Source organism: Edaphobacter bradus, assembly GCF_025685645.1.
GTDB classification, from domain to species: Bacteria; Acidobacteriota; Terriglobia; order Terriglobales; family Acidobacteriaceae; genus Edaphobacter; species Edaphobacter bradus.
The window spans coordinates 16768-42449 of the sequence record NZ_JAGSYF010000003.1; the positions used below are offsets into that span (position 1 = coordinate 16768).

General features: G+C 62.9%; 22 protein-coding genes. 14 read left to right on the forward strand and 8 right to left on the reverse strand.

What is annotated here, in order from left to right:
* Nucleotides 1-19 precede the first annotated feature (19 nt).
* Together OHL16_RS12405 and OHL16_RS12410 are read right to left on the reverse strand one after the other, a co-directional pair.
* Nucleotides 20-223 (reverse strand): hypothetical protein, encoded by a 204-nt coding sequence (locus OHL16_RS12405; protein ID WP_263367476.1) that lies wholly within the window; start codon nucleotides 221-223, stop codon nucleotides 20-22.
* A 34-nt stretch (nucleotides 224-257) separates the two neighbouring features.
* Nucleotides 258-2309 carry an ATP-dependent DNA helicase gene (locus OHL16_RS12410; protein ID WP_263367477.1) on the reverse strand — a complete coding sequence of 684 codons (2052 nt, stop codon included), beginning with the start codon at nucleotides 2307-2309 and terminating at the stop codon, nucleotides 258-260.
* Nucleotides 2310-2432: 123 nt separating this feature from the next.
* Between OHL16_RS12410 and der the strand changes: the two genes are divergently transcribed.
* On the forward strand, nucleotides 2433-4193 hold the full coding sequence (gene der, locus OHL16_RS12415) for a ribosome biogenesis GTPase Der (protein WP_396127195.1): 1761 nt from the start codon (nucleotides 2433-2435) through the stop codon (nucleotides 4191-4193).
* Nucleotides 4194-4230: 37 nt separating this feature from the next.
* Here the strand turns inward: der and trmFO are convergent, their stop codons facing one another.
* From trmFO to OHL16_RS12430, 3 genes are all read right to left on the reverse strand, one after another.
* A complete protein-coding gene (trmFO, locus tag OHL16_RS12420) occupies nucleotides 4231-5643 on the reverse strand; it encodes a methylenetetrahydrofolate--tRNA-(uracil(54)-C(5))-methyltransferase (FADH(2)-oxidizing) TrmFO (protein WP_263367478.1) in 1413 nt (470 codons plus the stop codon).
* A gap of 814 nt (nucleotides 5644-6457) precedes the next feature.
* Nucleotides 6458-6976, reverse strand: a complete 519-nt coding sequence (locus OHL16_RS12425) for a GNAT family N-acetyltransferase (RefSeq protein ID WP_263367479.1) — start codon at nucleotides 6974-6976, stop codon at nucleotides 6458-6460.
* A 16-nt stretch (nucleotides 6977-6992) separates the two neighbouring features.
* Nucleotides 6993-7685, reverse strand: coding sequence for a hypothetical protein (locus OHL16_RS12430; RefSeq protein ID WP_263367480.1), 693 nt, complete (start codon nucleotides 7683-7685; stop codon nucleotides 6993-6995).
* On the opposite strand from OHL16_RS12430, the gene OHL16_RS12435 reads away from it, so the two are divergent.
* From OHL16_RS12435 to moaC, 10 genes are all read left to right on the forward strand, one after another.
* Nucleotides 7684-9039, forward strand: a complete 1356-nt coding sequence (locus tag OHL16_RS12435) for a 3-deoxy-D-manno-octulosonic acid transferase (RefSeq protein ID WP_263367481.1) — start codon at nucleotides 7684-7686, stop codon at nucleotides 9037-9039. The two genes, OHL16_RS12430 and OHL16_RS12435, sit on opposite strands and share 2 nt — an antisense overlap.
* A complete protein-coding gene (gene lpxK, locus OHL16_RS12440; protein WP_263367482.1) occupies nucleotides 9036-10073 on the forward strand; it encodes a tetraacyldisaccharide 4'-kinase in 1038 nt (345 codons plus the stop codon). Before OHL16_RS12435 ends, lpxK begins: the two co-directional genes overlap by 4 nt.
* Nucleotides 10074-10103: 30 nt before the next feature.
* On the forward strand, nucleotides 10104-11201 hold the full coding sequence (locus tag OHL16_RS12445) for a glycosyltransferase family 9 protein (protein WP_263367483.1): 1098 nt from the start codon (nucleotides 10104-10106) through the stop codon (nucleotides 11199-11201).
* Nucleotides 11198-11758 (forward strand): methyltransferase family protein, encoded by a 561-nt coding sequence (locus OHL16_RS12450; protein WP_263367484.1) that lies wholly within the window; start codon nucleotides 11198-11200, stop codon nucleotides 11756-11758. Before OHL16_RS12445 ends, OHL16_RS12450 begins: the two co-directional genes overlap by 4 nt.
* Nucleotides 11718-12596 (forward strand): DUF3108 domain-containing protein, encoded by an 879-nt coding sequence (locus OHL16_RS12455; RefSeq protein ID WP_263367485.1) that lies wholly within the window; start codon nucleotides 11718-11720, stop codon nucleotides 12594-12596. Before OHL16_RS12450 ends, OHL16_RS12455 begins: the two co-directional genes overlap by 41 nt.
* A gap of 5 nt (nucleotides 12597-12601) precedes the next feature.
* The gene (locus OHL16_RS12460) at nucleotides 12602-12922 is read left to right on the forward strand and encodes a putative signal transducing protein (RefSeq protein ID WP_263367486.1); all 321 of its coding nucleotides are present in this window, start codon (nucleotides 12602-12604) and stop codon (nucleotides 12920-12922) included.
* Nucleotides 12906-13622, forward strand: coding sequence for a 7-cyano-7-deazaguanine synthase QueC (gene queC / locus OHL16_RS12465; protein WP_263367487.1), 717 nt, complete (start codon nucleotides 12906-12908; stop codon nucleotides 13620-13622). The genes OHL16_RS12460 and queC overlap by 17 nt, the downstream gene beginning before the upstream one ends.
* A gap of 89 nt (nucleotides 13623-13711) precedes the next feature.
* Nucleotides 13712-14896 carry a tetratricopeptide repeat protein gene (locus OHL16_RS12470; RefSeq protein WP_263367488.1) on the forward strand — a complete coding sequence of 395 codons (1185 nt, stop codon included), beginning with the start codon at nucleotides 13712-13714 and terminating at the stop codon, nucleotides 14894-14896.
* An 80-nt stretch (nucleotides 14897-14976) separates the two neighbouring features.
* Complete coding sequence (locus OHL16_RS12475; protein ID WP_263367489.1) at nucleotides 14977-16209, forward strand: molybdopterin molybdotransferase MoeA; 1233 nt, start codon at nucleotides 14977-14979, stop codon at nucleotides 16207-16209.
* Between the two features lie 49 nt (nucleotides 16210-16258).
* A complete protein-coding gene (gene moaC, locus OHL16_RS12480; protein WP_263367490.1) occupies nucleotides 16259-16720 on the forward strand; it encodes a cyclic pyranopterin monophosphate synthase MoaC in 462 nt (153 codons plus the stop codon).
* A 2-nt stretch (nucleotides 16721-16722) separates the two neighbouring features.
* Here moaC and egtD read toward each other — a convergent pair whose 3' ends face one another.
* Nucleotides 16723-17775: an L-histidine N(alpha)-methyltransferase gene (gene egtD, locus OHL16_RS12485; protein ID WP_263367492.1), complete on the reverse strand. Its 1053-nt coding sequence runs from the start codon at nucleotides 17773-17775 to the stop codon at nucleotides 16723-16725.
* A 310-nt stretch (nucleotides 17776-18085) separates the two neighbouring features.
* On the opposite strand from egtD, the gene OHL16_RS12490 reads away from it, so the two are divergent.
* Nucleotides 18086-18961, forward strand: coding sequence for an MBL fold metallo-hydrolase (locus OHL16_RS12490; protein ID WP_263367493.1), 876 nt, complete (start codon nucleotides 18086-18088; stop codon nucleotides 18959-18961).
* A 20-nt stretch (nucleotides 18962-18981) separates the two neighbouring features.
* On the opposite strand, the gene egtB is transcribed toward OHL16_RS12490, so the two are convergent.
* Together egtB and OHL16_RS12500 are read right to left on the reverse strand one after the other, a co-directional pair.
* On the reverse strand, nucleotides 18982-20289 hold the full coding sequence (gene egtB, locus OHL16_RS12495; protein ID WP_263367495.1) for an ergothioneine biosynthesis protein EgtB: 1308 nt from the start codon (nucleotides 20287-20289) through the stop codon (nucleotides 18982-18984).
* An 89-nt stretch (nucleotides 20290-20378) separates the two neighbouring features.
* Nucleotides 20379-21134, reverse strand: coding sequence for a VIT1/CCC1 transporter family protein (locus OHL16_RS12500; protein WP_263367496.1), 756 nt, complete (start codon nucleotides 21132-21134; stop codon nucleotides 20379-20381).
* Nucleotides 21135-21272: 138 nt separating this feature from the next.
* On the opposite strand from OHL16_RS12500, the gene OHL16_RS12505 reads away from it, so the two are divergent.
* Nucleotides 21273-22088, forward strand: coding sequence for a hypothetical protein (locus OHL16_RS12505; protein WP_263367497.1), 816 nt, complete (start codon nucleotides 21273-21275; stop codon nucleotides 22086-22088).
* Nucleotides 22089-22189: 101 nt separating this feature from the next.
* A complete protein-coding gene (locus OHL16_RS12510; protein WP_263367498.1) occupies nucleotides 22190-25681 on the forward strand; it encodes a TonB-dependent receptor in 3492 nt (1163 codons plus the stop codon).
* Nucleotide 25682 lies beyond the last annotated feature (1 nt).

Genomic DNA, 25682 nt, shown 5'->3' on the forward strand with positions numbered 1-25682 from the left:
TCCCTTGCCCTGAGCTTTCTCAGGCAAAGAGAATGCAGGATGCATTTGCGGACAGCGTTCCAGCTGTCTCGTTCCAATGCGCGACGCGAATCCCGGCTCCCTCGGCGCTCTCCGTAGAGCCGACGTAGACAAGTTGATCTGAGCTGCTTTGCGCCGGAAGCTTCGTTGCGGCGAGGGTGGCGGCTGTGGCAGAGACGAAGGAACGGCGGGTCCAGATGGTCAAAGTTCTCCGCTGTCCATCCTAGCCGATCAACAAGTTACGTCTTGGGATGGAAGAAGTTCTCCACGTCTGTGATCTCCTGCGTGAGCCGGTACGGTGGAAGACTCTCAAAGAAGATGCGGCCGTAGCGCTGCCGCTGAATGCGCGGATCGAGCAGCATGAGCACGCCGCGATCGTGCAGCGAGCGAATCAGACGGCCGAATCCCTGCTTCAGCGTGATGACGGCGCTGGGAATCTGGTAGTCGAAGAACGGCTTTCCTCCGTTCTCCTCAATGGCATGCATACGCGCTTTGACCACCGGATCGGTTGGGACGGCGAAGGGCAGGCGATCGATGATGACGCAGCTCAACTGCTCGCCCTGCACATCGACTCCCTGCCAGAAGCTCGAAGTGCCGAAGAGGACGGCGTTGGGAGTGTTGCGGAACTGCTCAATGAGCACATGGCGCGGGGCAGTGCCATGAAGCAGCAACGGATAGGGCAACTCGGCCAGCATGCGTTCGTAGATCTCTCGCATCTGGTTGTAACTGGTGAAGAGGCAGAAGGCGCGTCCTCTGCTAAGTTCGAGCACACGGCGTATTCGCTCCGCAGCCTTCGCGGTGAACTCCGCATCGCGCGGATCGGGCATGTTCGGCGGAAGGTAGAGCAGCGCCTGCTTCTCGTAGTTGAAGTGCGACGGCACGACTAATTCCCGCGCTGTCGTGAGACCGAGGCGCTTGCGGACGTGCTCGAATCCGCCGGAGACGGTCAGCGTCGCTGACGTAAGGATGACGCTGGGATAGATGTTGAACAGCGACGTTTCGAGCAGCTCCGAGACGTCGATTGGCGTGGCCTGCAGGTGCGTGTTGAAGGCGGCGTTTGCATGCCCACGCGCAAGGTTGCGGACTCCTCCAACAGCGCGGCGCTCGATCCAGAAGACGGTGTTGCGGTCGCTCGATTCGAGCAGGAACGCGAGATGCGCGCGGATGTCGGCGGCCCGCTTGCGCAGTCCAGGCGCCTCGTCGACGTTCTTGACACGCTCCAGTTCTCCTTCGAGGCGTGTAAGCGCGTTCAGCGTCGCCGTGTACATATCTCCGCTCTCTTCGAGGAACTCCTCACGATGCTCGAACGGCATGCGTCCCACGGTCTGGTTCGGCTCCGTGGGCAGCGCGGAGAAGAAGAGGCGCGCGCGGTTGTGCAGTGTGCCGCAGGCGCTCTCGATGGCTGCCGTGGAGGCCTGCTTCGCCTTCAGCATCATCTCGACGTCGCGCGTGAGTTCGTCGAAGCGCTGCGTGCTGAGGCCGATGCCGAAGTAGTTGGAGGCGACCTCCTCGAGTTCGTGCGCCTCGTCGAAGATCACCGCGCCGGCTTCGGGAAGAATGCCCGCGTCGGGAGCGTTCGCCGCCTGCTGCTTGATGCCGAGGTCGGCGAAGAAGAGGTGATGGTTGACGATGACGATGTCTGACTCAAGCGCCTTGCGGCGCATGGCAGTGATGAAGCAGCGTTCCCAGTCGGGGCAGCTCTGGCCGAGACAGGCTTCGGTGCGCGCGTCGAGCTTGTGCCAGAGTGCGGAGGTCTCGGGCAGGGCGTCGATCTCGGCGCGGTCCCCGGTCTCGGTTGTGCGCTCCCACGCTGCGATGTGGTGGAACTGGTCGATCTCTTCCAAGCCACTCAAAATCGGGTTGTCGCGCAGCGCGTAGAGCTTGTGGCGGCAGAGGTAGTTGCCGCGGCCCTTCATGTAGCAGACCTTGAGCGGCCCGAGCAGCGATTCCAGAAACGGAACGTCCTTGAAGTAGAGTTGTTCCTGTAAGTTCTTCGTTCCGGTTGAGATGATGACCCGCTGCTGTCGCTCGCGTGCGAGGCGCAGCGCGGGCAGCAGATAGGCGAGCGTTTTGCCGGTCCCGGTTCCGGCTTCGACGATGAGGTGACGCTTCTCCTCGAAGGCCTTCTCGATGGCTCGCGCCATGTCGTACTGGCCGCGGCGATACTCAAACGACAGGGACGAGCGCGAGAGGATTCCGCCCTGCGCGAAGAAGTCGTGCAGCGACGGAAGGCGCGCTCCTGGTTCAAGCGGCGCGGCCGGAAGAATCGAGATTGGAGTAGTTGAGGACAAGGCGAAGAAGTGGCAAAGCTCTCTCGTTTCTATAATAGACAGGGTTGCAGTCGCTTTTGCTAAGTGGCGATTTTGGAATAACCTTGCCGCCAAGCGTGCGCAGGGAGAAAGCTGGACCTTTCGGTGGCAAAGAACGATAAAAAACGGCTCGGCAAGAAACACCGGCAGGCAAGCACACGGCCTAAGAAGGGCCGAGCGCCCAAGGTCGCTCCCACAACGGGAGCTGTTGACCCGCGCAAGCGCAAGCTGCTGGCCGCGAAGAAGGCAGAGGCCGAGAAGGCGAAGCGGCTGCCAAAGCGCTCGCCCGAGTACGAGGCTCGTAAGACGCTGCGGGCCGATGAACCTTCGCGGCCATCACGGGCGAGCCTCGCGAGCGGTGGCGAGGACTGGCGCGAGGTTGAGCTTGCTGCCTCGCAGCTTTCGGTTGCGACCGATAGCTCGCGCGACGAGATGCCGCTGATTGCAATCTGCGGGCGGCCGAACGTGGGCAAATCGACACTGTTCAACCGACTGACTGGTTCGCGACGCTCGATCGTCGGCGACGAGCCGGGCATTACTCGCGACCGCATCTACGGTGAGATCGAGTGGGCCGGACGCGACGTTCGGCTTGTCGATACTGGCGGCGTGATTCCGGATGACGAAGCGTTGATTCCGAGCGAGATCTTCCGGCAGGCGCAGGTGGCGCTCGATGAGGCCGACGTCATCGTGATGGTCGTCGACGGGCGCACGGAGCTGGCTTCGCCCGATATGGAGCTGGCGCGGCTGCTGCTTCGCGGTGGCAAGCCGGTATTTCTTGCCGTGAACAAAATGGACGCGGCGGAGCTGCTCGCAGGCGCGGAGAACTTTCGGCGGCTGGGTTTCCGGCACGTCCTGCCGGTCTCGGCGGAGCATGGCACGGGCGTCGGCGACCTGCTCGATGAGGTCTTCGCAGCGCTGCCTCCTGAAACGGTCGCCGAGGAGCCGACCGAGGTGATGCTGACCACGGAGGATGAGATCGCCGAGGACGAGGGTGGCCCTCAGGCTCCGGTGCGGCGTCTGAGATCGCACGGCGAGTTCGAGCAGATCGAGACGAAGATTGCTATCATCGGGCGGCCGAATGTGGGCAAGTCAACGCTCCTGAATGCGTTCACGGGAACGCAGCGCGCGATCGTGTCGCCGATTGCGGGCACGACGCGCGATGCAGTGGATGAGGTTGTCGAGCGCGGCGGACACAGATTCCGGTTCGTCGATACGGCGGGAATCCGCCGCAAGGGCAAGACGAAGCTGATGGCCGAGAAGCTCTCGGTGGTGATGGCTCGCAAGCACCTTGAGGCAGCGGACGTGAGTCTGCTGGTGATCGACGCGACCGAGGGTGTGACGGCGCTCGATGCCAACATCGGCGGTTATGCGCATGAGAGCGGGCGCAGCGTTGTGATTGTCGTCAACAAGTGGGATGCCGTGACGACGAATCGGAACGATGGCAAGGCTCCTGCGGACAAGAAGGTTTATGAGGGCCAGGTTCGCGATGCCCTCAAGTATCTGAGTTATGCTCCGCTGTTGTTTATCTCGGCGGCGGAGGGGCAAGGCATCGAGCAGGTCTTCAAGAAGGTGGAGCTTGTGGCCCGCGAGCGGCGCAAGCGCGTTTCAACGGGGCAGATGAACCGGTTTCTCGAGCGCGTCGACTTCCAGAAGGCTTCCGTGCCGATGTCGAAGCGGGTCAAGATTTATTACATGACGCAGGCTGCTGTGGCTCCGCCGACATTTGTGCTGTTCACGGACAAGGACGTGAAGCTGCACTTCAGCTTCGAGCGATTTTTGGAAAACCAGATTCGGGAGGCGTTCGGTTTCATCGGCTCGCCGATCTGGTTCAAGGTTCGGGCCCGGAATAAGAAGAGGGCGGAGTAGGGTACCCTCCCCCTCCCCTCTTTTTTCGTAAACATCATTATTCAATGATTTGCTGTTTTTCCACAGCGAGCCAACTGTCCCATGCTACGAGGGCGCGTTCGCACTGGATGCGGTGGCGTTCTTTTTTGTCGCGGATCTTCTTGCGGAGATCTTCCTCGAGCGGGGGAAGGAGGTCGAAGGTGATGTTGGCCGGGTCGAAGCGTTTGGCCTTCTCCACGCCAGCTGCGTGGGTGATGTAGTGGGTGAGCGAGCCGTTCGCCGCGATGCGGGGGGCGGGGGTGGGGGTGCTGCCCTGGGCGAGGGCGGCGGCGTAGCGTCCGGCGAGTAGGCCGGAGGCGATGGATTCGGTGTAGCCTTCGACTCCGCTGAGCTGGCCGGCGATGAGGATATTGGGGTGCTGCTTGAGTTGGAGGGTTTCGGTGAGGACCGCGGGGGCGTTGATGTAGGTGTTGCGGTGGATCTGGCCGTAGCGGAGGAACTTTGCGTTTTCGAGGCCGGGGATGAGGCGGAGGACGCGGGCCTGCTCGCCGTACTTGAGGTGGTTCTGGAAGCCGACGAGGTTGTAGGAGTCGGCGCGGAGATTCTCCTGGCGGAGCTGGACGACGGCGTAGGGCCACCTGCCGGTCTTCGGGCTGGTGAGGCCGGCGGGTTTCATGGGGCCGAAGCGGAGGGTATCACGGCCGCGGCGGGCGATCTCTTCGATGGGGAGACAGCCTTCGAAGTACTTCAGTTGTTGGTTGCTGGTTGTTAGTTGTTGGTTGTTGCTTGGTTGATTTGGGATTTGTTCCCACTCTTTTGCTGGGACGGCTTCGGCGGTGGCGAGAGCTTCGATGAAGCGGTCGTACTCCTCTTTGGTGAAGGGGCAGTTGATGTAGTCGGCGGTGCCTTTGTCCCAGCGGGCGGCGAAGTAGACCTTGTCCATGTCGATGGTGCTGGCGTCGACGATGGGAGAGATGGAGTCGTAGAAGGCGAGGTGGTCGGAGCCGGTGAGGCGCTGGAGTTCTGAGGTGAGCGCGGGCGAGGTGAGCGGGCCGGAGGCGAGGATGGTGATGGTGTCGGCGGCGTTCTCGTCGAGGCGGGTGATCTCTTCGCGGACTACGGTGATGCGGGGGTGCTGGTCGATGAGGGCTGCTACTTTGGCGGAAAATTCGGTCCGGTCGACGGCGAGTGCGTGGCCGGCGGGGACGGCGGAGGCGTCGGCTGCGGCGAGGAGGAAGGAGTGGGCTCGGCGCATCTCCTGCTTGAGGAGCCAGGGGGCGGAGTTTTCAGACTCAGACTTGAGGGAGTTGGAGCAGACGAGCTCGGCGAAGTCGGAGGTCTGGTGGGCCTCGGTGGAGCGATGCGGGCGCATCTCGTAGAGGGTGACTTCGCAGCCTGCCTCGGCCGCTTGAAGAGCGGCTTCGGGGCCGGCTAATCCGCCTCCGATGACTTTTATCTTCTTCGCCGCCAATGTGTTCTCCCCTCCCCTGCTGTTTTGCGTCAAAGTCTTCGAATCATTGGACTTAGCTTTGGACTTATACCGCAAAGTCTTGACTCTAAAGGGGACAGGCTGCAAAGTATTCCAAGCAAGGGACTTAGCTGCGACTTGGCGCAGCGGGTTTGCCTGGATTTTGGTCTTGCCCCCTCTTTTTATTATATCGGGGGCGTCAAGAGATTGGATAAAACAGGCGACGGCAAAGCCAAGAACAAAGACAAAAAACGGCGATAGATCAGTAGATCACTCGTTCCGGCTACGCCTCCACTCCGGCCTTCGGCAGATAGGAAGTTGGTTTTGGTGTGCGCTCGTAGGTCCGGGCTGAAGCCCGGACCTACCCTGGAGACAACGGAGCAAATCGGCTGATTCGGAGACCTTTGGCTGTTCAAGCATCCCATCCACGTTTCAAAAAGCGAGACGTGGGCTCCCGGCAAAAGCAAGAACAAGAGCTGGCTGGGAGGACTGGATTCATCCCACCCTTGTCGCGATGAAACCGCGACAAGGGTGGGGCACCCGCGCACCCTGACCTCCCGCCACAAATAGAAAAGGCACGGCTTTCGCCGTGCCTCGCTCAAACCAGTGTTCAGATTCTTCAGGTAGTTGGCGCAAACGACACCAGGATTGAGACGAAGATCACACCATACAGGATCACCAGTAGCGGCCACCACCGATCGATCCACAACGATTCACTCGACGAGCTCATTTCAACATTCTCCTTTTCCACTTCAGATCGTAACCGAGGACTAAGGCAACTCTCAATCTGCCTTTGTTGGAAGGCAGATTGTGGCGATCAGGAGTGGGACTTCTCGGCGAGGGCTTTGAGGGATTCGCCGTCTACGCGCATGATGCGCCACTCGTGGAGCATGTGGGCTCCCATCTCTTTGTAGAAGTCGATGGCCATCCGGTTCCAGTCGAGGACGTGCCACTGGAGGCGGTCGCCGCGCTCGAGCGCAATGGCGGCGAGGCGGGCGAAGAGGGCGTTGGCGATGCCCTTGCGCCGGAACTGCGGCCGGACGAAGAGGTCTTCGAGGTGGATGCCGGCGTTGCCGCGCCAGGTGGAGTAGAAGGGGATGTAGAGTGCGAAGCCTGCGGGCTGGGCGACACCGGCTTCGGTCCACTCGGCGATGAGGCAGGAGAAGACGGGGCGCGGGCCGAAGCCGTCGCGGAGAAGGTCGGCCTCGGTGGCGAGGACGGCGTGAGGCTCGCGCTCGTACTCGGCGAGTTCGCGGATGAAGGCGAGCATCTCGGGGACGTCGGCGGGCGTGGCGGGGCGGATGGTAAGGGCTGCGGTGGTTTGGGTTTCGGGCATCGTCAGTCTTGGGAGATCAGTTTTTGACAGAGGCTTTCTGCAAGTTGGCGGCGTTGGCGGCGAGCCACTTTTCGAAGGGGATGGTGAAGGCGAAGAGCTGCTGGTTGCCTTCGAGGGTATGGATCTCCTTCAGGTAGAGCTGCGCGCCTTTGAGGGGCAGGCCGTCCAGTTCGCTGACGTCGTAGAAGAGGTAGCCGGCGAGGGTGGAGTGAGCCTTGACGGTGGTTCCCTGGAAGCCGAAGTCGCTGTCGTCGTTGGTGATCTTTTTGTCGACGGGGGCGTGGTGGATCCTCCAGGGGACGAGAGGGACTTTGGTTCCCATGGCGCTGCTGGTGGAGAAGAGGCGGCGGTTGATGTCGTCGAGCGTTGCAGCGGCGATGACATCGTGGTTGGCGGAGATGAACTGGATGCGTGCGTCGTCGAGCGAGAGGCCGGTGTCGCCGTCGTTGGTAATGATGACGCGGATGGGGATGAAGCCGTGCTGGATGTAGGGTACGCGGAAGAAGCTGCAGTCGGAGGGCGAGGTGCAGGGGTCGGCAGCGATGGTGACGTGCTCCTGCGGGTGGGCGTCGAAGGCGAGGTATTGGTCTGCGGGTTTGGCGGGCGGGGCCTTTTTGTCGGCGGCGAGGGACGAGGCCGTGAGCGCGTAGAAGGAGACGGTGCAGAGGAGCACTTTCGGCAGGATTGTGGGGGTCCGGTGGGACTTCATGAGCAAGTTGATTATCATCTTCGCTGGCGCACCAGGTAAAGCGAGGGCAAGATTCGTGATGATTGTGTATAGCACGCTGCTGGTGGCGGTTCTCGTAGTGGGAGCGCCGTACTGGCTGCTGCGCATGGCGACCAGCGGGCGCTACAGGGCGGGACTGGCCGGGCGGCTGGGACGCGTGCCGGTGGGGCTGCGCGCCGCGGCCGCGGGCAAGCGGGTAGTGTGGGTCCATGCGGTCTCGGTGGGCGAGGTGATGGCGGCGACGCGGTTGATTGCGGAGCTGCGGGAGAAGCTGCCGGGTTGGGTGATCGCGGTCTCCACTACCACTCAGACGGGGCAATTGCTGGCGCGTGAGCGGCTGAAGGACTCTCCGGTGTTCTATATGCCGCTGGATCTTGCGTTTGCCGTGCGGCGGTATCTGCGGGTGATGCGGCCGGAGATGGTCGTGCTGATGGAGAGCGAGCTGTGGCCGCGGCTGATGCGGGAGTGTGCGCGCACAGGCGTGACGATGGCGGTGGTGAATGCCCGGGTGTCGGACCGGTCACTGCCTCGGTATCTGTGGCTGAAGGCGCTTTGGCGGCCGCTGCTGGGTCATGTTGCCCTGTTTTTGGCGCAGAGCGAGGAGAATGCTGAGCGGCTTCGGAAGATTGGGGCTCCGGCGGAGCGCGTGCGGGTGAGCGGAAATTTGAAGTATGACGTGAGGACGGTGGGCGAGAGCGCGATGACAGCGCTGCTGCGCGGACAACTGCCGATGGGGGCTCCGGTGGTGGTGTGCGGGTCGACGCTGGAGGGTGAGGAGCGGATGCTTCTGGAGGCCTGGCCGGCGGTTCTGAAGGCGACGCCGGGAGCAGTGATGGTGCTGGCTCCGCGGCATCCCGACCGGTTCAAAGTTGCGGCTGCGCTGGCGGAGGCGACCGGGTTTGCACTGACGCGAGCAACGGAGCTTCGTGAGAGGCCAGCGCCGATCGCTGCGGGGAGTGTTTTCCTGCTGGATACCATCGGCGATCTGGCTTCGGTTTATTCGCTGGCGACGGTAGCATTCGTGGGAGGAAGCCTGGTCGCTTCGGGCGGACACAATCCGCTGGAGCCGGCGCAGTTCGGGATTCCGGTGGTGATGGGCCCTTCGTTTGAGAATTTCCGGGAGATTGTAGAGGCTATGCGGGCGAACGACGCGATCCGCATAGTCGGGCCGGAAGAACTGGCGGGGGTCTTATGCTCGATGCTCCAGCAACGAACAGAGGCACGTACGCTGGGAGACCGGGGCCGGAGGGTCTTCGAGACGCAGGCCGGCGCGACGCGGCGAACGGTGGACGCCCTGGTGGAGTTGGTGGACGAGAGGGTGGTGAGTGCCCGATGAGCGCGCGCAGGCCTCTGCTACTGCCTCTGGCGCCGCTGTATCGTAGTGTGCTCGCGATCAAGAGGCTGATGCTGCGGCTCGGCTGGCTGAAACAGGGCCGCCTGCCGAGTCCGGTGATCAGCGTGGGCAGCATCTCGGCGGGAGGCGCGGGCAAGACGCCGCTGGTAATTCTGCTGGCGGGGATTCTGAGCCGGCGCGGATATGCAGTGAGCATTCTGACGCGGGGATACAGGCGGGCCTCGAAGCTGACGGGGCGGGTTGAGCCGTACGACGATCCGCGATGGCAGGGAGATGAGCCGGTGCTGCTGGCACAGCGGGCGGGTGTTCCGGTGTTTGCAGGCAGCGACCGATATCAGGCGGGGCTACTAGCCGAGAAGGACACAACCGACGCGAAGACGGCCGTGCATCTGCTTGACGATGGATTTCAGCATCGCAGGCTGGCGCGGGACGTGGATATCGTCCTGCTGACGAAGGAGGACGTAGACGATCACTTGCTGCCGGCGGGGAATCTTCGCGAGCCCCTCTCGGCGCTGCGCGGAGCCGATGTGATTGTTCTGCGCGAGGAGGAGGCGGAGGAGTTGAAGCAGGTCCTCGCGGGAATGCCGGAGTTCGCGGAGTATCCGGAGTCCGCTCCGCGAATGTGGGTGATCCGGCGGAGGCTAAGGCTTGAGGAGAATGGGGAGCCGCTGCCGACGATGCCGCTTGCCTTCTGCGGGATTGCGCGTCCTGAGAGCTTCACGCAGATGCTGAGCGCGGTAGGGTATGAGCCGATGGAGACGATGGCGTTTGAGGACCATCATTCCTATGGAGATGAGGACGTTACGCGGCTGCTGGAGCGCGCCCGCCAGCTGGGGGCGAATGGCTTTGTGACGACGGAGAAGGACGCCGTGAAGATTACGCCGGAGATGCACGGCCACCTGGCGGCAGTAGGGCCGCTGATTGTGTCGAGGCTGATTGTGGAGCTGGTGGACGAGAAGGAGGCGCTGTTTCAGCTGATCACGATGGTGGGCGAGCTGGACCGCCGCAAGCGCTGACCTCCATGCGCTGCGTGAGAGAATGACGGTTTGGGGAACGAAGACCAACTCAGGAACTTCGCTGAAGAGAAGCGACGCGTGCTGATTGTGAGGATCGGCGCGATGGGGGATGTGCTGCACGCGATGCCTGCGGTTGCGGCGCTGCGGCAGAGGCATCCGGAGTGGGAGATTGGGTGGGCGATTGAGCCGGTGTGGAGTCCGCTGTTGCAGACTCATACCGGAGAGGCTGCGGGGAGTGTGGAGATGCCTCTGGTCGACCGGGTTCACATGGTTCCTACACGAGCGTGGAAGAAAAGGCCGCTGGCGGCGCAGACGGGGGCGGAGGTCTTGCGGCTGCGGCGCGAGCTGCGCGGGGAGCAGTATGACCTGTGCGTGGATCTGCAGGGGGCGATACGGTCGTCTGTGATCGGACGGATGGCTGGGGCGCGTGAGTTTGCCGGGCCGAGGGAGCCGAGGGAGGGGCCGGCACTGTGGCTTTATAAGAAGCGGATTGCGACTCGCGCCGCACATGTGACCGAGCAGGGGTGTGAGGTCCTGGGAGGCGCGATTGGTGAGCGGCTCGCTCCTGTTGCCGCGCCGCTTCCTGTGGATGCCGAGGCGGAGGCGTGGTGCGATGAGGTGCTGGAGCGACTTGAGCGGGAGAGGTTTGCGCTCGTCGCTCCATCTGCGGGATGGGGAGCGAAGCAGTGGCCCGCGGAGCGATATGGCGCGGTAGCCAGGGAGTTGGCCGCAGGATATGGGGTGCTGGTCAATGCGGCCTCGACCGATGATCCGCTGGCACGGATGGTTGTGGAGGCGAGCGGCGGATGGGCCACCTCCCTGCCCTGTACGATCGCCCAATTGATCGCGCTGGTTCGAAGAGCGGGGGTGGTGATCGCAGGCGATACGGGGCCTTTGCATCTGGCGGCGGCGCTGCAACGTCCTGTAGTGGCGATCTTCGGGCCGACCGATCCGGCGCGCAATGGGCCGTATGGAACGGTGTCGCGGGTGCTCCGCAGCGCTTCGAGCCTGACCGATCACAGCCGGCATGCGACTGCTGAACAGGGGATGCTTGAGATCGGGGTTGACGAGGTCGTCGCAGCGGCACTTGATCTGCTGCGCACTGAAGAAGGTAAGGTAGTCAGGTGAGTGAACGTACAAGGTGGCAGCGTGTGGCCCGGCGCATCCGCGTGCCGCTTGGATTTGTCTTTGCGGCGGTGTTTCTGTGGCTGGCGCGGCCGACGTGGCATACGATGTTGGCGAGCCTGGTGCTTGTGGTTCCGGGGCTGTGGCTGCGCGGCTATGCCGCCGGGTACGTGCGCAAGAATGCGGAGCTGACGCGGACGGGGCCGTATGCCCATACCCGCAATCCGCTGTACCTGGGGTCAATGATGATTGCGTTCGGGTTCGCGGCGGCGGCGGGGAGCTGGATCATCTTTGTGGCACTGGCGGCGCTGTTTCTTGCGATCTATCTGCCGACGATCCGCTCGGAGGAGGAGTTTCTGCGGGGACGCTTTGCGGGGTTTGACGAATACGCCGCAAAGGTTCCGAGGCTGCTGCCCCGTCTGACGGCCGCGCCGACGACCGAGGCCGCGGGGAGATTTTCGCGGGAGCTATATCTGCACCACCGCGAGTACAATGCTTTTATGGGCGCCATCGCCATCTATGGGGCGTTGGCAGCGCGCCTGCTGTTCTTTTCGCGGTAGCCGCCCATGCGAATCCAAACCCTGCGAGCTGCCTCTGTCGAAGCTTAAATCGGCCCCTTTCTTTTCGGTTGCGGTTCTGCTGGCATCGATAGCCTGCGGAGCGCAGACGCCTGCGCTGGCGGCAGGCGGAGGCTCAACCATCCCAACGCTGCAGGCACCACAGCCAGGCTACGTGGTTCCTGCCCATCAGACACTGACGTATACGGTTGACTGGCGGGTGTTTACGGCAGGGCTGGCCGTCTTCCAGCTGGACCAGCAGGGCGCTATGCAAAAGGTTACCGCGACGGGAGACTCGGTGGGCGGAGTGACGCTGCTGTTTCCGGTAGTCGATCGGTTTCAGTCGACCTGGGACACGAAGACAGGATGCTCCACCGGTTTCAGCAAGCAAACGCAGGAGGGGCGCAGGAAGATCTCGAGCAACCTGACCTTCAATGCGGCGCAGGGGAAGCAGACGCTGGTGGAGCGGAACCTGGTGAAAGGGACGACGAAGGAGCAGACGGCCTCGATCCCGGCTTGCGTGACGGATTCCATGTCAGCGATCTTTTACGCGGCAACCCAGCCGCTGGTGGTCGGGCAGGAGATCCGGTTTCCCCTCGCGGACTCGATGCGTACCGTGACGGTGACGATGAAGGTGGAGGCCAGGGAAGAGATCAAAACGCCGGCCGGGGTCTTTCAGACGATCCGCGTGCAGCCGACAGCGGATGAGGGTATTGTGAAGAATCGCGGCAGGATCTGGGTCTGGTATACGGACGACGCCCGCCATATCCCGGTCCAGATGCGGGCGAGCCTGTTCTGGGGGACCATCACGGCGCATCTCCAGTCATACGAAGTGAAGTGACGCAGATGACAGATACGAATCTGACAAAGACAGGCATGGCTCCGGATTTCGATCCGGAGAACTTTGTGTCGATCGGCAAGTACACGGAGCCGGTGGAGGCACAGATGGCTAAGGGCGTGCTGGAGTCGGCCGGGTTTGAGTGCTTTCTGCAGGGCGAGAATGCGAACAATCTGCTTGGGGCGGCGTTTCGCGCGCGGCTGATGGTTCATAAGAAGGACGAAGAGGCCGCGCGGCAGGTTCTAGAGACGCCGGACGAGGACACGGCCGGCCCGGAGGCCGAGGCAGAGGGAGACGGGCTCGGTACGAGAGATGACGATGAACACTAATCCGCCGCGGCCGCGTGCCGTGTTGTGCCTTTCGGGTGGGATGGACTCCTGCGTGTGCGCGGCGCTGGCAGCGCGCGACTATGACGTGTATGCCTTGCACTTCAGCTATGGCCAGCGTACGGAGGCGCGTGAGCTGAGATCGGCGACCGAGATCGCCCGGCTGACCGGTGCGCGCGAGTTTTTTCCGCTGAAGATGGACCTGTTTCGACGCATCGGAGGGTCGGCGCTGACCGATCCGGAGATCGAGGTTCCGGCGGCACCGGCGGAGGAGGCAGCGATTGGCAGCGAGATTCCGGTGACGTATGTGCCGTTCCGAAATGCCCACTTTCTGTCGGCAGCGGTGAGCTGGGCCGAGGTTCTTGGGGCAAAGACGATCTTTATCGGAGCGGTGGAGCAGGACAGTTCGGGGTATCCGGACTGCCGGCCGGCGTACTACGACGCCTTCAACGAGCTGATCCGTCGGGGGACGAAGGCGGGCGATATTCGCGTGGTGACGCCGCTGATCCATATGCGCAAGAGCGAGATCGTGCGGTTAGGAGTTGAACTGGGCGCGCCGTTCCATGTAAGTTGGTCATGCTATTCCGGCGAGGATGAGGCTTGCGGAGCGTGTGAGAGCTGTGTGTTGCGGCTGAGGGCATTTCGCGAGGCCGGCGCTCAAGACCCTATCCCCTATGCCGCTGTCTCGCACAGGAGCGGCTAAGCATCCAACGATTTGCAGGAGCTGGGTTTAGAGATCTGACAGCACGGGCGCAAAGCAGCGCGGCCACAAAGAGACCAGGAGAAGAAGTGATGAAACGTATCGGATGGAAGTGGAGCAGCGTAGGGGCATTGCTGGTAACAGTTGCTCTGGTTGCATACCCGGCGGCACTGCGGGCGCAGCAGACGGCGAGCGTGCATGGTCACGTCACCAACCCCGTTGGGATGGCGGTGACCAAAGGCGAGGTCAGGCTGACCCAGGACCGGAGCGCGGAAGAGAAGAACCGTAAGTATCCCTACACCTTTGCGCTGGACGCGAACGGCGACTACAAGGGCACGGGAATCACACCGGGCAACTACCTGATCATCGTGTTCCTGGAGGGCCATAGCGTCGACTTTTACGACAACGTGAACCTTGCGGCCAACGATGACAAGGTGCAGAACTTCGACATGTCGCGAAAGGAGTACATCGACAAGATGACTCCCGAAGAGCGAAAGCAGTTTGAGGAGTACAAGAAGAAGAATGCGGACGTGGCGGCCGCGAACGCGAAGATCTCCAACCTGAACACCATGCTGACGCAGGCGCGTGCCGATACCAAGGCGGGCAACTACGACGCGGCCATCACGTCGATGCAGCAGGCGACGACGGCGAAGCCGGATGAGGCGATTCTGTGGGTCGCGCTGGGCGATGCGCAGCTCGGCTCTGCCGATGCGGCGGCCAAGGCGGCGAAGGCAGCAGGCAAGCCGGTAGCGAGCGATCCTGAGATTACGCAGAAGTACAACGACGCGATCGCTTCGTACAAGAAGGCTACGGATGCCAATGCGGCTTCGAAGAAGCCCCTCCCGGAGACAGCTGCGGTGTCCTATAACCAGCTCGGGCAGGCCTATGCGAAGCTGGGCAACGGCAAAGACGCCTCTGACGCCTATGAACAGGCTGCGAAGGCCCAGCCGGCGAACGCAGGAATGTATTACTTCAACGAAGCCGCCACGCTGTACAACGCAGGCAAGGTGGATGAAGCGGGAGCAGCGGCCGACAAGGCGATCGCCGCCGATCCGAAGCGCGCTGACGCTTACTACATCAAGGCGCAGTCTCTGATCCCGAAGGCGACGGTGGACCCGAAGACGCAGAAGATCGTGGCTCCTCCGGGATGCGTCGAGGCCTATCAGGAATATCTGGAGCTTGCTCCCGATGGACCGCGCGCCGAAGAGGTCAAGGGCATCCTGAACGGCATTGGAGCCGAGGTGAAGTCGAGCTACAAGGCCGGAAAGAAGAAGTAGGCTGGTCACAACCGCATAGGGCCTCGGGCGATGGAGCCTGGGGCCCTTTTGCTTTGTGCGCAGTTTGACGGGAGGGTTGGGTGAATCAGGTTTTGGAGTTCGATGAAGCGCTGGCAGTTGTGCTGCGGGAGGCCACTGCGCTACGTCACAGCGATGCGGTCGAGAGGCATCCGCTGCTGGAATGCCTGGGCCGGGTGCTGGCGGAGCCTGTGGTCGCGGACCGGGACCAGCCTGGATTCGATCGCTCGACGAGGGATGGCTTTGCAGTGCGCGCCGCCGATGCCAGCGCGGGCAGGGCGATGCGGGTTCAGGGACTGGTCCGCGCGGGGGAGCAGTGGGAGGGGCTGCTCGAGGCTGGGGCGGCGATTGAGATTATGACCGGGGCTCCGTTGCCGAAGGGCGCCGATGCCGTGCTGATGGTGGAGCATGTCGAGCGTGGAGACGGCTCGATTCGGCTGGCTGAGGGCCGCGGGATTTGCGCTGGAGAGAATATTGTTCCTAAAGGCAGTGAAGCGCAGGCAGGAGATGTTCTGCTGCCTGTAGGGACGGAGCTAGGCGCTGCGGAGATTGCCCTGGCGGCGGCTTGCGGGTGGGCCGAGCCGAAGGTGTTTGCGAGGCCGAAGGTCGCGATTGTGGCGACGGGAGACGAGCTGGTGGAGATCGGTCAGGCGCCCGCTGCGCACCAGATCCGGAACTCGAACAGCTATGGGATCGCGGCGCTGGTGACGCAGGCGGGTGGATGGCCCGGAAGACTTCAGGTTGCGCGGGACCGGCGTGAGGAGCTGTGGGAGCGAGTGGCGCAGGGCAGGATGTGGGACCTGCTGGTCTTCTCCGGCGGCGTGTCGATGGGAAAGTACGACCTGGTGGACGAGGTTCTGGCGGAGTCTGGCGCGGAGTTTTTCTTTACCGGGGTGAAGATGCAGCCGGGCAAGCCCGTGGTCTTCGGACGGCTGCCGGAACGGGACGGTGTGAGGGAGTGCTATTTCTTTGGGCTGCCGGGGAATCCGGTCTCGACGCAGGTGACGTTTCAATGCTTTGTGGGGCCGATGGTGCGGGCTCTGGCTGGAGCGGCGGTGGAAGGGCCGCGGTTTGTGCAGGCGACTTTGGGCGAGGATGTCGCGGGGAAGGCTGGACTGACGCGGCTTCTGCCTGCGCGGCTGACGGGGCACCGAGTGCGTCCGGAGGTAAAGCTGGTGGGGTGGCAGGGGTCGGGTGACCTGGCGGCGAATGCCCGGGCGAACTGCTATGCAGTGCTTCCGGCAGAGGGCAGGAATCTCGGAAAAGGTGAAATGATCTCGGTTCTGCTGCAGTAGGTCGAGCGGTCTGTGATGCTGGTCTGGCATGCTTAAGGATGAGGTGGTTATGACGAAGCTTTCGCACTTTGATGCGGAGGGGCAGGCGCGGATGGTAGACGTGAGCGCCAAGGTGGAAACGCGGCGAGAGGCAGTTGCCTCGGCGTTTGTGGAGCTTTCGGAGGCGGTGCTGAAGGCTTTGCCGGAGAATCCAAAGGGGAATCCGCTGGAGGTGGCGCGATTCGCTGGGATTCAGGCTGCGAAGCAGACGTCGGCGCTGATCCCGATGTGCCATCCGCTGCCATTGAGTTTTGTCGATGTGCAGGCGCGGGTCGTGGAGGGTGGTGTTGCGATTGAGGCGACCGCTGCGACCGTTGCCGGGACGGGAGTCGAGATGGAGGCAATGACGGCTGCCTCAGTAGCTGCGCTGACGGTGTACGACATGACGAAGGCGCTGGATAAAGGGATTCGCATCCGCGAAGTGGTCCTGCTGCGGAAGAGTGGCGGGAAGAGCGGCGAGTATCGGCGGTAGTGTCAGATGGCCGTGGCGAGGTTGACGGCGAAGAGGTTGCCGACGTCGTGCCAGGTGTGGGTGAGGCGGAAGCCGGTGGAAGCGAGAAGCTCCTCCACTGCTGCATGGGTGAATTTGCAGCTGTTCTCCGTGTGAATGGTCTCGCCGGTGGCAAAGTTGAGCGTGAGGGCCGCGCCCGCTGAGTTGGCGGGGATGTGGACGCGCTGGGCGGCGAGAGAGACGAGGTGCATCTCGATGCGGGACTCGGCGGCGTTCCAGATGGCGCGGTGAGTGAAGGCGTCGAGGTTGAAGTCTGCGCCAAGCTCGCGATTGAGACGGACGAGGATGTTGCGATTGAAGGCGGCGGTGACTCCAGCGGCGTCGTTGTAGGCAGCCAGCAGCTTGGCGACGGTCTTCTGCGGGCCGGGGCCGAGGTCGGTGCCGAGGAGGAGCTTGTCGCCGGGGAGAAGCTGGGCGCGCAGGTTACGCAGCAGGCCATTGGCGTCCTCGGGCGAGAAGTTGCCGATGCTGGAACCGATGTAAAGGGCGAGCGTGCGGGTGTTGGGAAGACGGTTGAGAGGAAGCGGCTGCGAGGTGTAGTCGGCGACCTGACAGCGGACGGAGACTCCGGGGATGTTGGCGCGGATGTTCTCCGTGGCCGCAGCGAGCGCGGTAATGGAGACGTCGACAGGCTGGTAGACGACGCTTCCCTGCCGGCGAACGGCAGCGCGGAGGAGGATTCCAGTCTTCGTGGCGGTTCCGGCGCCGAGCTCGATGAGGGTGAGGATGGGCGCGGGATCGTTGCCGCTGGGACGCGAGGCCTCGGCGATGATCTCGTCGGCGCGGGCAGTAAAGATGGCGCGCTCGGTGCGGGTGAGGTAGTACTCGGGGAGCTCGGTGATCTGCTCGAAGAGATGAGAGCCGGCCTCGTCGTAGAAGAGCCAGGGGCGGAGAGTTTTGGGCGTGGCCGTGAGATCGGCACGCGCCTCGGAGGCTACGGCTTCGGCCGCGCTGTGACCGACGAGTACCTCGGACGCTGCTGCGGGTGCTTCAGAGACCGCGGAGATAAGTGGCACCTTGGGGACTCCCCTTCCTCTTATGTGCGCGGTCTGAACCGCATTCCGGTATTGGATGCAATTTGCAGAAGGTCGGTGGCAAGAGAATTGTAACTTGCTGACAGGACGGTGTCAGCAAGTGTGCCGAAGGCGAGATGGAAGCCTGCCAAATGGTCTCAAGAGTGGATGCCTTGGTCTGCCATAAATACGGCTTTTTATGTTGTACTGTTCGGAATCCCTTACGGCCAGTGTCTTCTGCTACCGGTTACGGGCCATTGCTTCGTACGCAGTCGTGCTGACTGTGGAGATTGGCAAGCGCATGGAGGCTCTTATGCTAGCTGAGATCGGCGGCTCTGTGGCAGGGATCGTCACCTTCGCTCGGAGCGAGACGGCCAAGTCGGAAGTTACGGTCCAGAAAATCCGCGGAAATATCAACGTTCTGATGGGCTCGGGCGGCAATATTGCGGTGCTTACCGGGAAAGACGGCAAGGTAATGGTGGACGCGGGGATGACGGAGAACCGCGAGAAGCTGGAGGCGGCACTATCCAGCGTCGGACCCGGGCCGGTGGCTCATCTGATCAACACGCACTGGCACTTTGACCATACTGAGGGGAATGAGTGGCTGCACGCAGCCGGAGCCACCATCATCGCGCATACCAACACGAAGAAGCACCTCTCAACGACGACGCGAGTGGAGGACTGGGACTTCACCTTTCCTCCTGCGGCGGCAGGGGCGATTCCGGCGATGACCTTCGACACTGAGCACACGGCCCACCTGAACGGGATGACGCTGGCGATGAAGTACTACGGGCCAGCCCATACCGACTGCGACATCTCGGTGCACTTTACCGAGGCCGACGTGCTGCATGCGGGTGATACGTGGTGGAACGGGGTTTATCCGTTTATTGACTATTCGACGGGCGGGAGCCTCGACGAGACCATACGGGCGCTTGAGGAGAACATTTCGCAGGTGAGTGCGACGACGGTAGTGATTCCCGGACACGGCCCCGTGGGCGGAAGGGCCGAGATGATGGAGACGAGAGAGGTACTCACCGCGGTGCGGGCAAAGGTGGCCGGGATGAAGAAGAAGGGGATGAGCCTGGAGGAGGTCGTGGCTGCAAAGCCGACAGCAGCTTACGACGCGAAGTTGGGAGGATACCTGATCAACCCGGCGAAGTTCGTGTTGCTGGTCTACAAAGGCGTTTGAGGTTCGAGATCAGCTCCAATTCACCTCGGCGCGTCCTGTGCGAGGCGGAGGCCTGAGAACTGCCAGCGCGTGGCGGGCGAGAAGAAGTTGCGGTAGGTGGCGCGGATGTGGGTGGCCGGGGTGACGCAGGAGCCTCCCCGGAGGACCATCTGCGAGGACATGAACTTGCCGTTGTACTCGCCGAGAGCTCCGGGGAGGGGTTTGTAGCCCGGATAGCCGGTGTAGGCGCTGGCAGTCCATTCCCACACGTCGCCGTAGATCTGCTGCAGGCCGGAGAGTGCGTGCGCGGGTGTGGGGTGGAGGGCACCGGTTTCAAGCATGTTGGCCTTCGTGGGCGGAGCGGTGGTGGCGGCGTGCTCCCACTCAAACTCGCTGGCGAGGCGGAAGCCGGCCCAGCGCGCGTAGGCGTCGGCTTCGAAGAAGCTGAGGTGGCAGACGGGCGTCTCGCTGAGGTCGTCGAGGGACTGGAAGCCGTGGAGGGTGAAGATGCTCCATCCGGAGTTCGTGGCCTCGTCGCGGCGCCAGTAGAGCGGGGCCTGCCAACTTTCAGAGCGGATGATGCTCCAGCCCTCGGCGAGCCAGAGTTCGGGGCGGTTGTAACCGTTCTGGTCGATGAAGGCGAGGTACTCGGCGCAGGTGACGAGGCGCGTGGCGAGACGGAAGGGCTCGAGGTAGACGCGATGGCGCGGGGTTTCGTTGTCGAAGGCGAAGGCGTCGATTGAATTGGGGCTGGGTGTGACGCCGATCTCTACGAGGCCAGCGGAGAAGTCGACCCACTCGAGCGGCGGAGCGATGAGGGCTTCAGGCTTTGCGAAGGCGGGCCCGCGGTAGGCCGGATGGAGCGGATTGGTGAAGAAGGCGTGCTTGATGTCGGTGGCGATGAGCTCCTGGTGCTGCTGCTCGTGCTCGAGGCCGAGGACGATGCGGCGGGCAGCCTCGTCTCCGGCAGGATGCTGAAGGAGGCTCTCAATGGCGCCGTCGACGTGGGCGCGATAGGCGAAGATGGCCTCGAGCGGAGGGCGGGAGAACGAAGAACGGAGCTTCTTTTCGGGCATCTCGCCGAGGGAGTTGTAGTAGCTGTTGAAGAGCCAGCGGAAGTCGGGGTGAAACGGCCTGTATCCGGCGAGGAACTCAGAGAGGACGAAGGTCTCAAAGAACCAGCTCGTATGCGCGAGGTGCCATTTGACGGGGCTGGCCTCAGGACATGATTGCACCATGAGGTCTTCCGGCGAGAGGGGGCTCACAAGCTGCATGGTGGCCTGGCGAACAGCGCGGTAGCGGGTATAAAGCGCGGCTGCAGTGGTCGTCGAGGGAGTTGGAAGGGCCATGGCTTTGTCTCGTTTGGGTGAAGCAGGGTGAACGGAGATTGGACGCTCGCGACGTTTTTTCGTATTGGATGCGCGAGGGTGGCTCATCGTTACAGAGAGTGTGAGTGGTTGTTGAGGAGACTGGCGAGCAGATAAGCGACGGTCGCGGCAGCTCCGCCGATGAGGACGGTCTGAAGGGCGCTGCGCAGCCCTCCGGTGCCGACAAGGCGCCCCTTGAGCGCGCCGAAGATGGCGAGCGCGAGCAGGGTGATGATGACGGAGAGTTTGAGGGCCATGAAGTTGCTCTGGACGAGCATGTAGGGGAGCAACGGAATGAGGCCTCCGGCGATGTAGGAGGCGGCGATGGTGAGGGCGGAGCGATGGGCGCGGTTGCTCGCGGGCTCTTCGAGGCCGAGCTCGAAGCGCATCATGAAGTCGACCCAGGCGGTGGGATTCTGCTTGAGAGCCTCAAGGACAGGCGCAGCGTTGGCACGCGGGACGGAGTACTGCTCGAATATCTCGTAGATCTCTTGCTCTTCGTCGTGCGTGCGGTCGATGATCTCGCGCTCTTCGCGCTGTTTTTCAGAGACGTAGTGCTCGGCGTCGCCGCGTGCGGCGAGGTAGCCTCCGAGCCCCATGGCGATGGAGCCCGCTGCGATCTCGGCGAGTCCGGCGAGGACGACGATGCGGGAGGAGGCGACGGCTCCAGAGAGGCCTGCGGCGAGGGCAAAGGGGACGGTGAGGCCGTCGGAGAGGCCGATGACGATGTCGCGAACGATCTCACTGGACTCGAAGTGGCCTTCTATGTGCGGGGTGTGACTGCCGTGTGTGCGGTGTTCGTGGTGCGTGTGGACGGCTTCGGTCATGGCGGTAGTGTAATTCGGGGCTTGCGCGGATCGTCCGGCGAAAGTGAAGATTTTCTTCAGGGGAAGCGTCTTTCGCCGGGGGGCAACGTCTGTAAGGGCAAAGGTTTCAGGGCGCAACCGGACGCCCGGAAGGCGCGTATGCGAGATCGAAGGGTTAGGCTGGGGACAGGTTTCCTTTGTGCGGCGATGGCGCTGGCCGGGCCGGTGGCGATGCATGCGCAGGAAGGACAGGACGTCGGCTTCGGAAGCGGTCAGGGACGCGGCGAGGGCAGAGGTCAATTTGCCGGCGGCCAGATGGTGCGAGGAACGGTGACGGCAACGGCGGCCGATCACCTGACAGTCAAGACGGACGCAGGCGATGTGTATCAAGTAACTATCTCCGCGAACACGCGGCTGAACAAGGACAGGCAGCCCGTCAAGGTGACCGACATCAAGGTGGGCGATGGCGTGGGCGCGATGGGAGTCTTGGATGCTCCGACGAAGACAGTGCATGCGCTGTTTATCGGAGTGGTGGATGCCGAGCAGGTGAAGAAGATGCGCGAGAACCTGGGCAAGACGTACATCGCGGGCAAGGTGACGGCGATTGACGCCGACAACCTGAAGCTGACGATTGCGCGCTCCGATGGCGTGAGCCAGGTAATTGCGGTGGATGATGGAACGTCCTTCAAGCGCAGAGGACGCGCGATGGTGTCGATGATGAACGGCAGCGGGCCGGTGGAGGACGGAACGGCTGGAGCAGGTTCAGGTGCGGGTTCGTCGGGCGGCGAGAGCATTACCCTGGCCGACATCAAAGTGGGGGACGTGGTCGCCGGGCCGGGCGCGGTGAAGAACGGCGTGTTCGTGCCGACGGAGCTGGGTGTCTCCGACCCGACGCAGCAGCGGCGACGCAGAGCGGCCGAAGGAGGCGGGCCTTCCGGAGCGGCGGCTCCGCAGACTCCTCCCGCGCCGCAGTAGAGCTGAGGGAATCATGATTTGCCTGAGGGCGATTCGGCAAGGCGGCTGACGGATCGGATCGGACCGGTGTCTTTGGATGCACAGACTGAGACGAGGGTGACGTGAGGCGATTGATCGTATTGGTGGCTTTGGGAGCGGCGGCGATGAGCGCGGTCGCGCAGGATGCGACTCCTGCCGCGGCTCCTCCCGTTGCGCCTGCGGCCGCAACTCCCGCGCCAGCGGCTTCGGCTCCGGCTCCCGCGGGAGCCGTGATGGATGGCGGGACGATTCGCGGGACGGTGAAGTCGGGAACGGCGCCTCTGCCCGGAGTGGCCGTGACGGCGACCAATACCCTGACGGGCAAGAAGTATGCGACGACGACGGACATCAGCGGCGGGTTCGCGATGTCGATTCCGCGCAAGGGGCGGTATGTCGTGAAGGCGGAGCTGGCGGCGTTCACTGCGACGACGCAGGAGGTGTTGCTGAATGCTGCCGGCGAGAATGGCGGAAAGCCGGAGCAGGTGGCCGACTTCGCGATGCAACTGACTTCGCGTGTGGAACAGCAAGAAGAACAGCAGCAGCTGCAGCAGAGGGCCGCGGCGAGCGCGGTTGCAGGAGGGTTGGCGCGCGGGGTGCAGTCGCTGAGCCTCACCTCGGGCGGAGACAATCTGGCGGATGCCAGCGCAGGTTCGGGCAATACGGGCACGCAGATGCCTTCGCTGGCCTCGCTGGGAGGATCGGATTCGGCTGCTACGGAATCGGTGACGGTGAGCGGGCAGATGGGCCAGACGAACGGCCTGGCAAACTTCAACGAGGACGAGATCAGGCAGAGGATTCAGGATGCGATGGCGCAGGCACAGCGGCAGGGCGGCGCCATGGGCGATATGGCGAACGCTGTGGTCGGGATGCTCGGCGGAATGATGGTCGGCGGACCAGGCGGCTTTGGCGGACCCGGCGGCTTCGGCGGAGGGGGATTCGGTGGCGGGCGTGGTGGACGCGGCGGTGGTGGTGGTGGCGGCGGGTTTCGGAGTTTCAATCCGACGCAGCCGCACGGAAGCGTGTTCTACCAGGGAGGCTATGGAGCGCTGAACGCCACGAACTACTCGCTGACGGGTGCTCCTGTGGTGAATCCTTCCAATAGCCAGAACCGGTTTGGGGTGAGCCTGACGGGATCGCCCTACATTCCTGGCCGCACCAAGCCGAGCACGAAGCAGTTTGTGTTTTTGAATGTGACAGGACAGAGGAACATTACTCCGCAAAATTATTACGGCACGGTGCCGACACTGGCGGAGCGCAGCGGAGACTTCTCCGGGCTGTCTCATACGATCTACGACCCGGCGACGGGGCAGCCGTTCAACTGCAGTGGAGCGGCCAACGTCATCTGCGCGAACCGTATCTCGCCGCAGTCGACTTCCCTGCTGGGCTATTATCCGGCTCCGAACATTGCCACGACCGGCGCGCAGGGATACAACTACCAGACGATTACGACGGCGGGCTCGAACGCACTGACGGCGGCGGCGCGGTTTGTGCGGAACTTCGGGCAGAATGCGGGCACCTTCGGGCCATGGGGCGGTGGCAGGCGGCAGGCGGCGAACGCTCCCAAAGTGCTGCGGCAGAACATCAACTTCAACGGAAGCTACAGCCACACGGCCTCGGACAACCGCAACGTCTTTCTTCCGCTGGGGGGGTCGACCCAGACGGACGGATACGGTATCACGGCGGGATACACCATCGGGTACGGGCGGTTCACAAACAATGCTTCGCTGAACTGGAACCGGTCGCATGCAACGGCGACGAACTACTTCACGAACGGGCCGACGAATCCGACGGTGACTGCGGGAATCATCGTGGGCAATGACACGATCGTCGGAAACCCTTTCTATTACGGCGTGCCTTCACTCACGTTCTCAGGGTTCACCGGTATGAGCGAGGCGCGGCCGAGCGATGCAATCAACCAGACGATCTCGTTCTCGGACTCAGTGAGCTTTGGGTACAAGAAGCACAATATGCGCTTCGGCGTGGACATTCGCAGAGTCCACGCGGACAGCCTGGGCGGAACGAATGTGGGTGGCACGTTCACTTTCACCGGATATGCGACGCAGAATCCGAACGCAAGCAAGGGAACGCTGACGGGAGGCAACAGCTTCGCGGACTTTCTGCTGGGTATGCCGCAGCAGGCGGCGGTGCAGGCAGGCCTCGCCAAGACATACTTGCGGGCGAATGTATGGGACTGGTACGCGCAGGATGACTGGCGCGTGCTCTCCAACCTGACGCTGAACTACGGGCTGCGATACGAGTACTTCTCGCCCTATGTGCAGAAGTACGACCGGTTGGTCAATCTGGACCACAACGCAGATTTTACCGAGGTCGCTGCGGTGACTCCGGGGCAGCAGGGCCCGTACAGCGGCAGGTTTCCACGCTCGCTGGTGAATCCTGACCTGACGATGTTCTCACCGCGGCTCGCGTTTGCCTACCGGCCGAAGCCGAAGATCTTCAAAGAAACGGTGATACGCGGCGGCTACGGGATCAACTACAACACCGTACAGTATGCGAGCTTTGCCAAGCAGCTGGCGTTCCAGCCGCCGTTTGCTGTGACCCAGACGAACACAGCAAACGGCCAGGGGTGCGGGGCGCTGCAACTGGCGAACGCCTTCAATTGTTCGACGGCGACGGTGCTGAATAACTACGGCGTGAACCTGAACTACAGGCTCGGGCGGGTGCAGGTGTGGAACCTCGATATTCAGCGGACGCTGCCGATGGGCGTCGTGATGAACGTCGGGTATAACGGGGCCAAGGGCGGCGATTTGGACATTGTGCGGGCGCCGAACCGCACGTTCGCCGAGGTGCTGAACCCAACGGCTCAGCCATTCAATTTTGAGGATTCGCTGGGCTTCTCGCGGTTCAACGCGCTGGTTGTCAATGTGCGGAAGCGCATGCAGAAGGGGATCGCGCTGCAAACGACGTACACGTATGGACACTCGATCGATGATGCATCGTCGATTGGCGGGACGACAGCGGTTCCGGCACAGAACGACAAGGACCTGGCCGCGGAAGAGGGCAACAGCTCCTTTGACGTGCGCCACAAGGTGACAGGGGCGTGGGTGGCGGAGCTTCCGTTCGGGCCGAACCGCGCGTTTCTTTCGAAGGGCGGGTTCTGGTCGAAGGCGCTCGATGGCTTCTCGCTCTCGGGCGGCTTCACCTTCGCGACGGGAACGTACTACACGCCGCACTACTTAGCGACTGCGGCGGAGACCGCCTCGGGAACGACGAATACGCTGCGGCCGGATCGCGTCTTCTCGCAGCCGATTGGCGGATCGCAGAATGTCCTGAACTGGTTCAACAAGGCGGCGTTTACGACTCCGGCGAACGGATATGGAACGGCGTCACGCGGCTCGATTGAGGGGCCGGGGACGGTTTCGGTGGACGCTTCGCTGGCGCGGACCGTGCCGCTGGGCGAGACTCGGTCGTTTGAGGCGCGGGTGACGGCGTCGAATGTCTTCAACACTGTGCAGTACTCAGGGATCGACACGACGCTGAACTCGGCGACGTTCGGACAGGTGACCTCGACCGCGCCGATGCGGAAGCTCACGTTTGTTGCACGGTACCGGTTTTAGC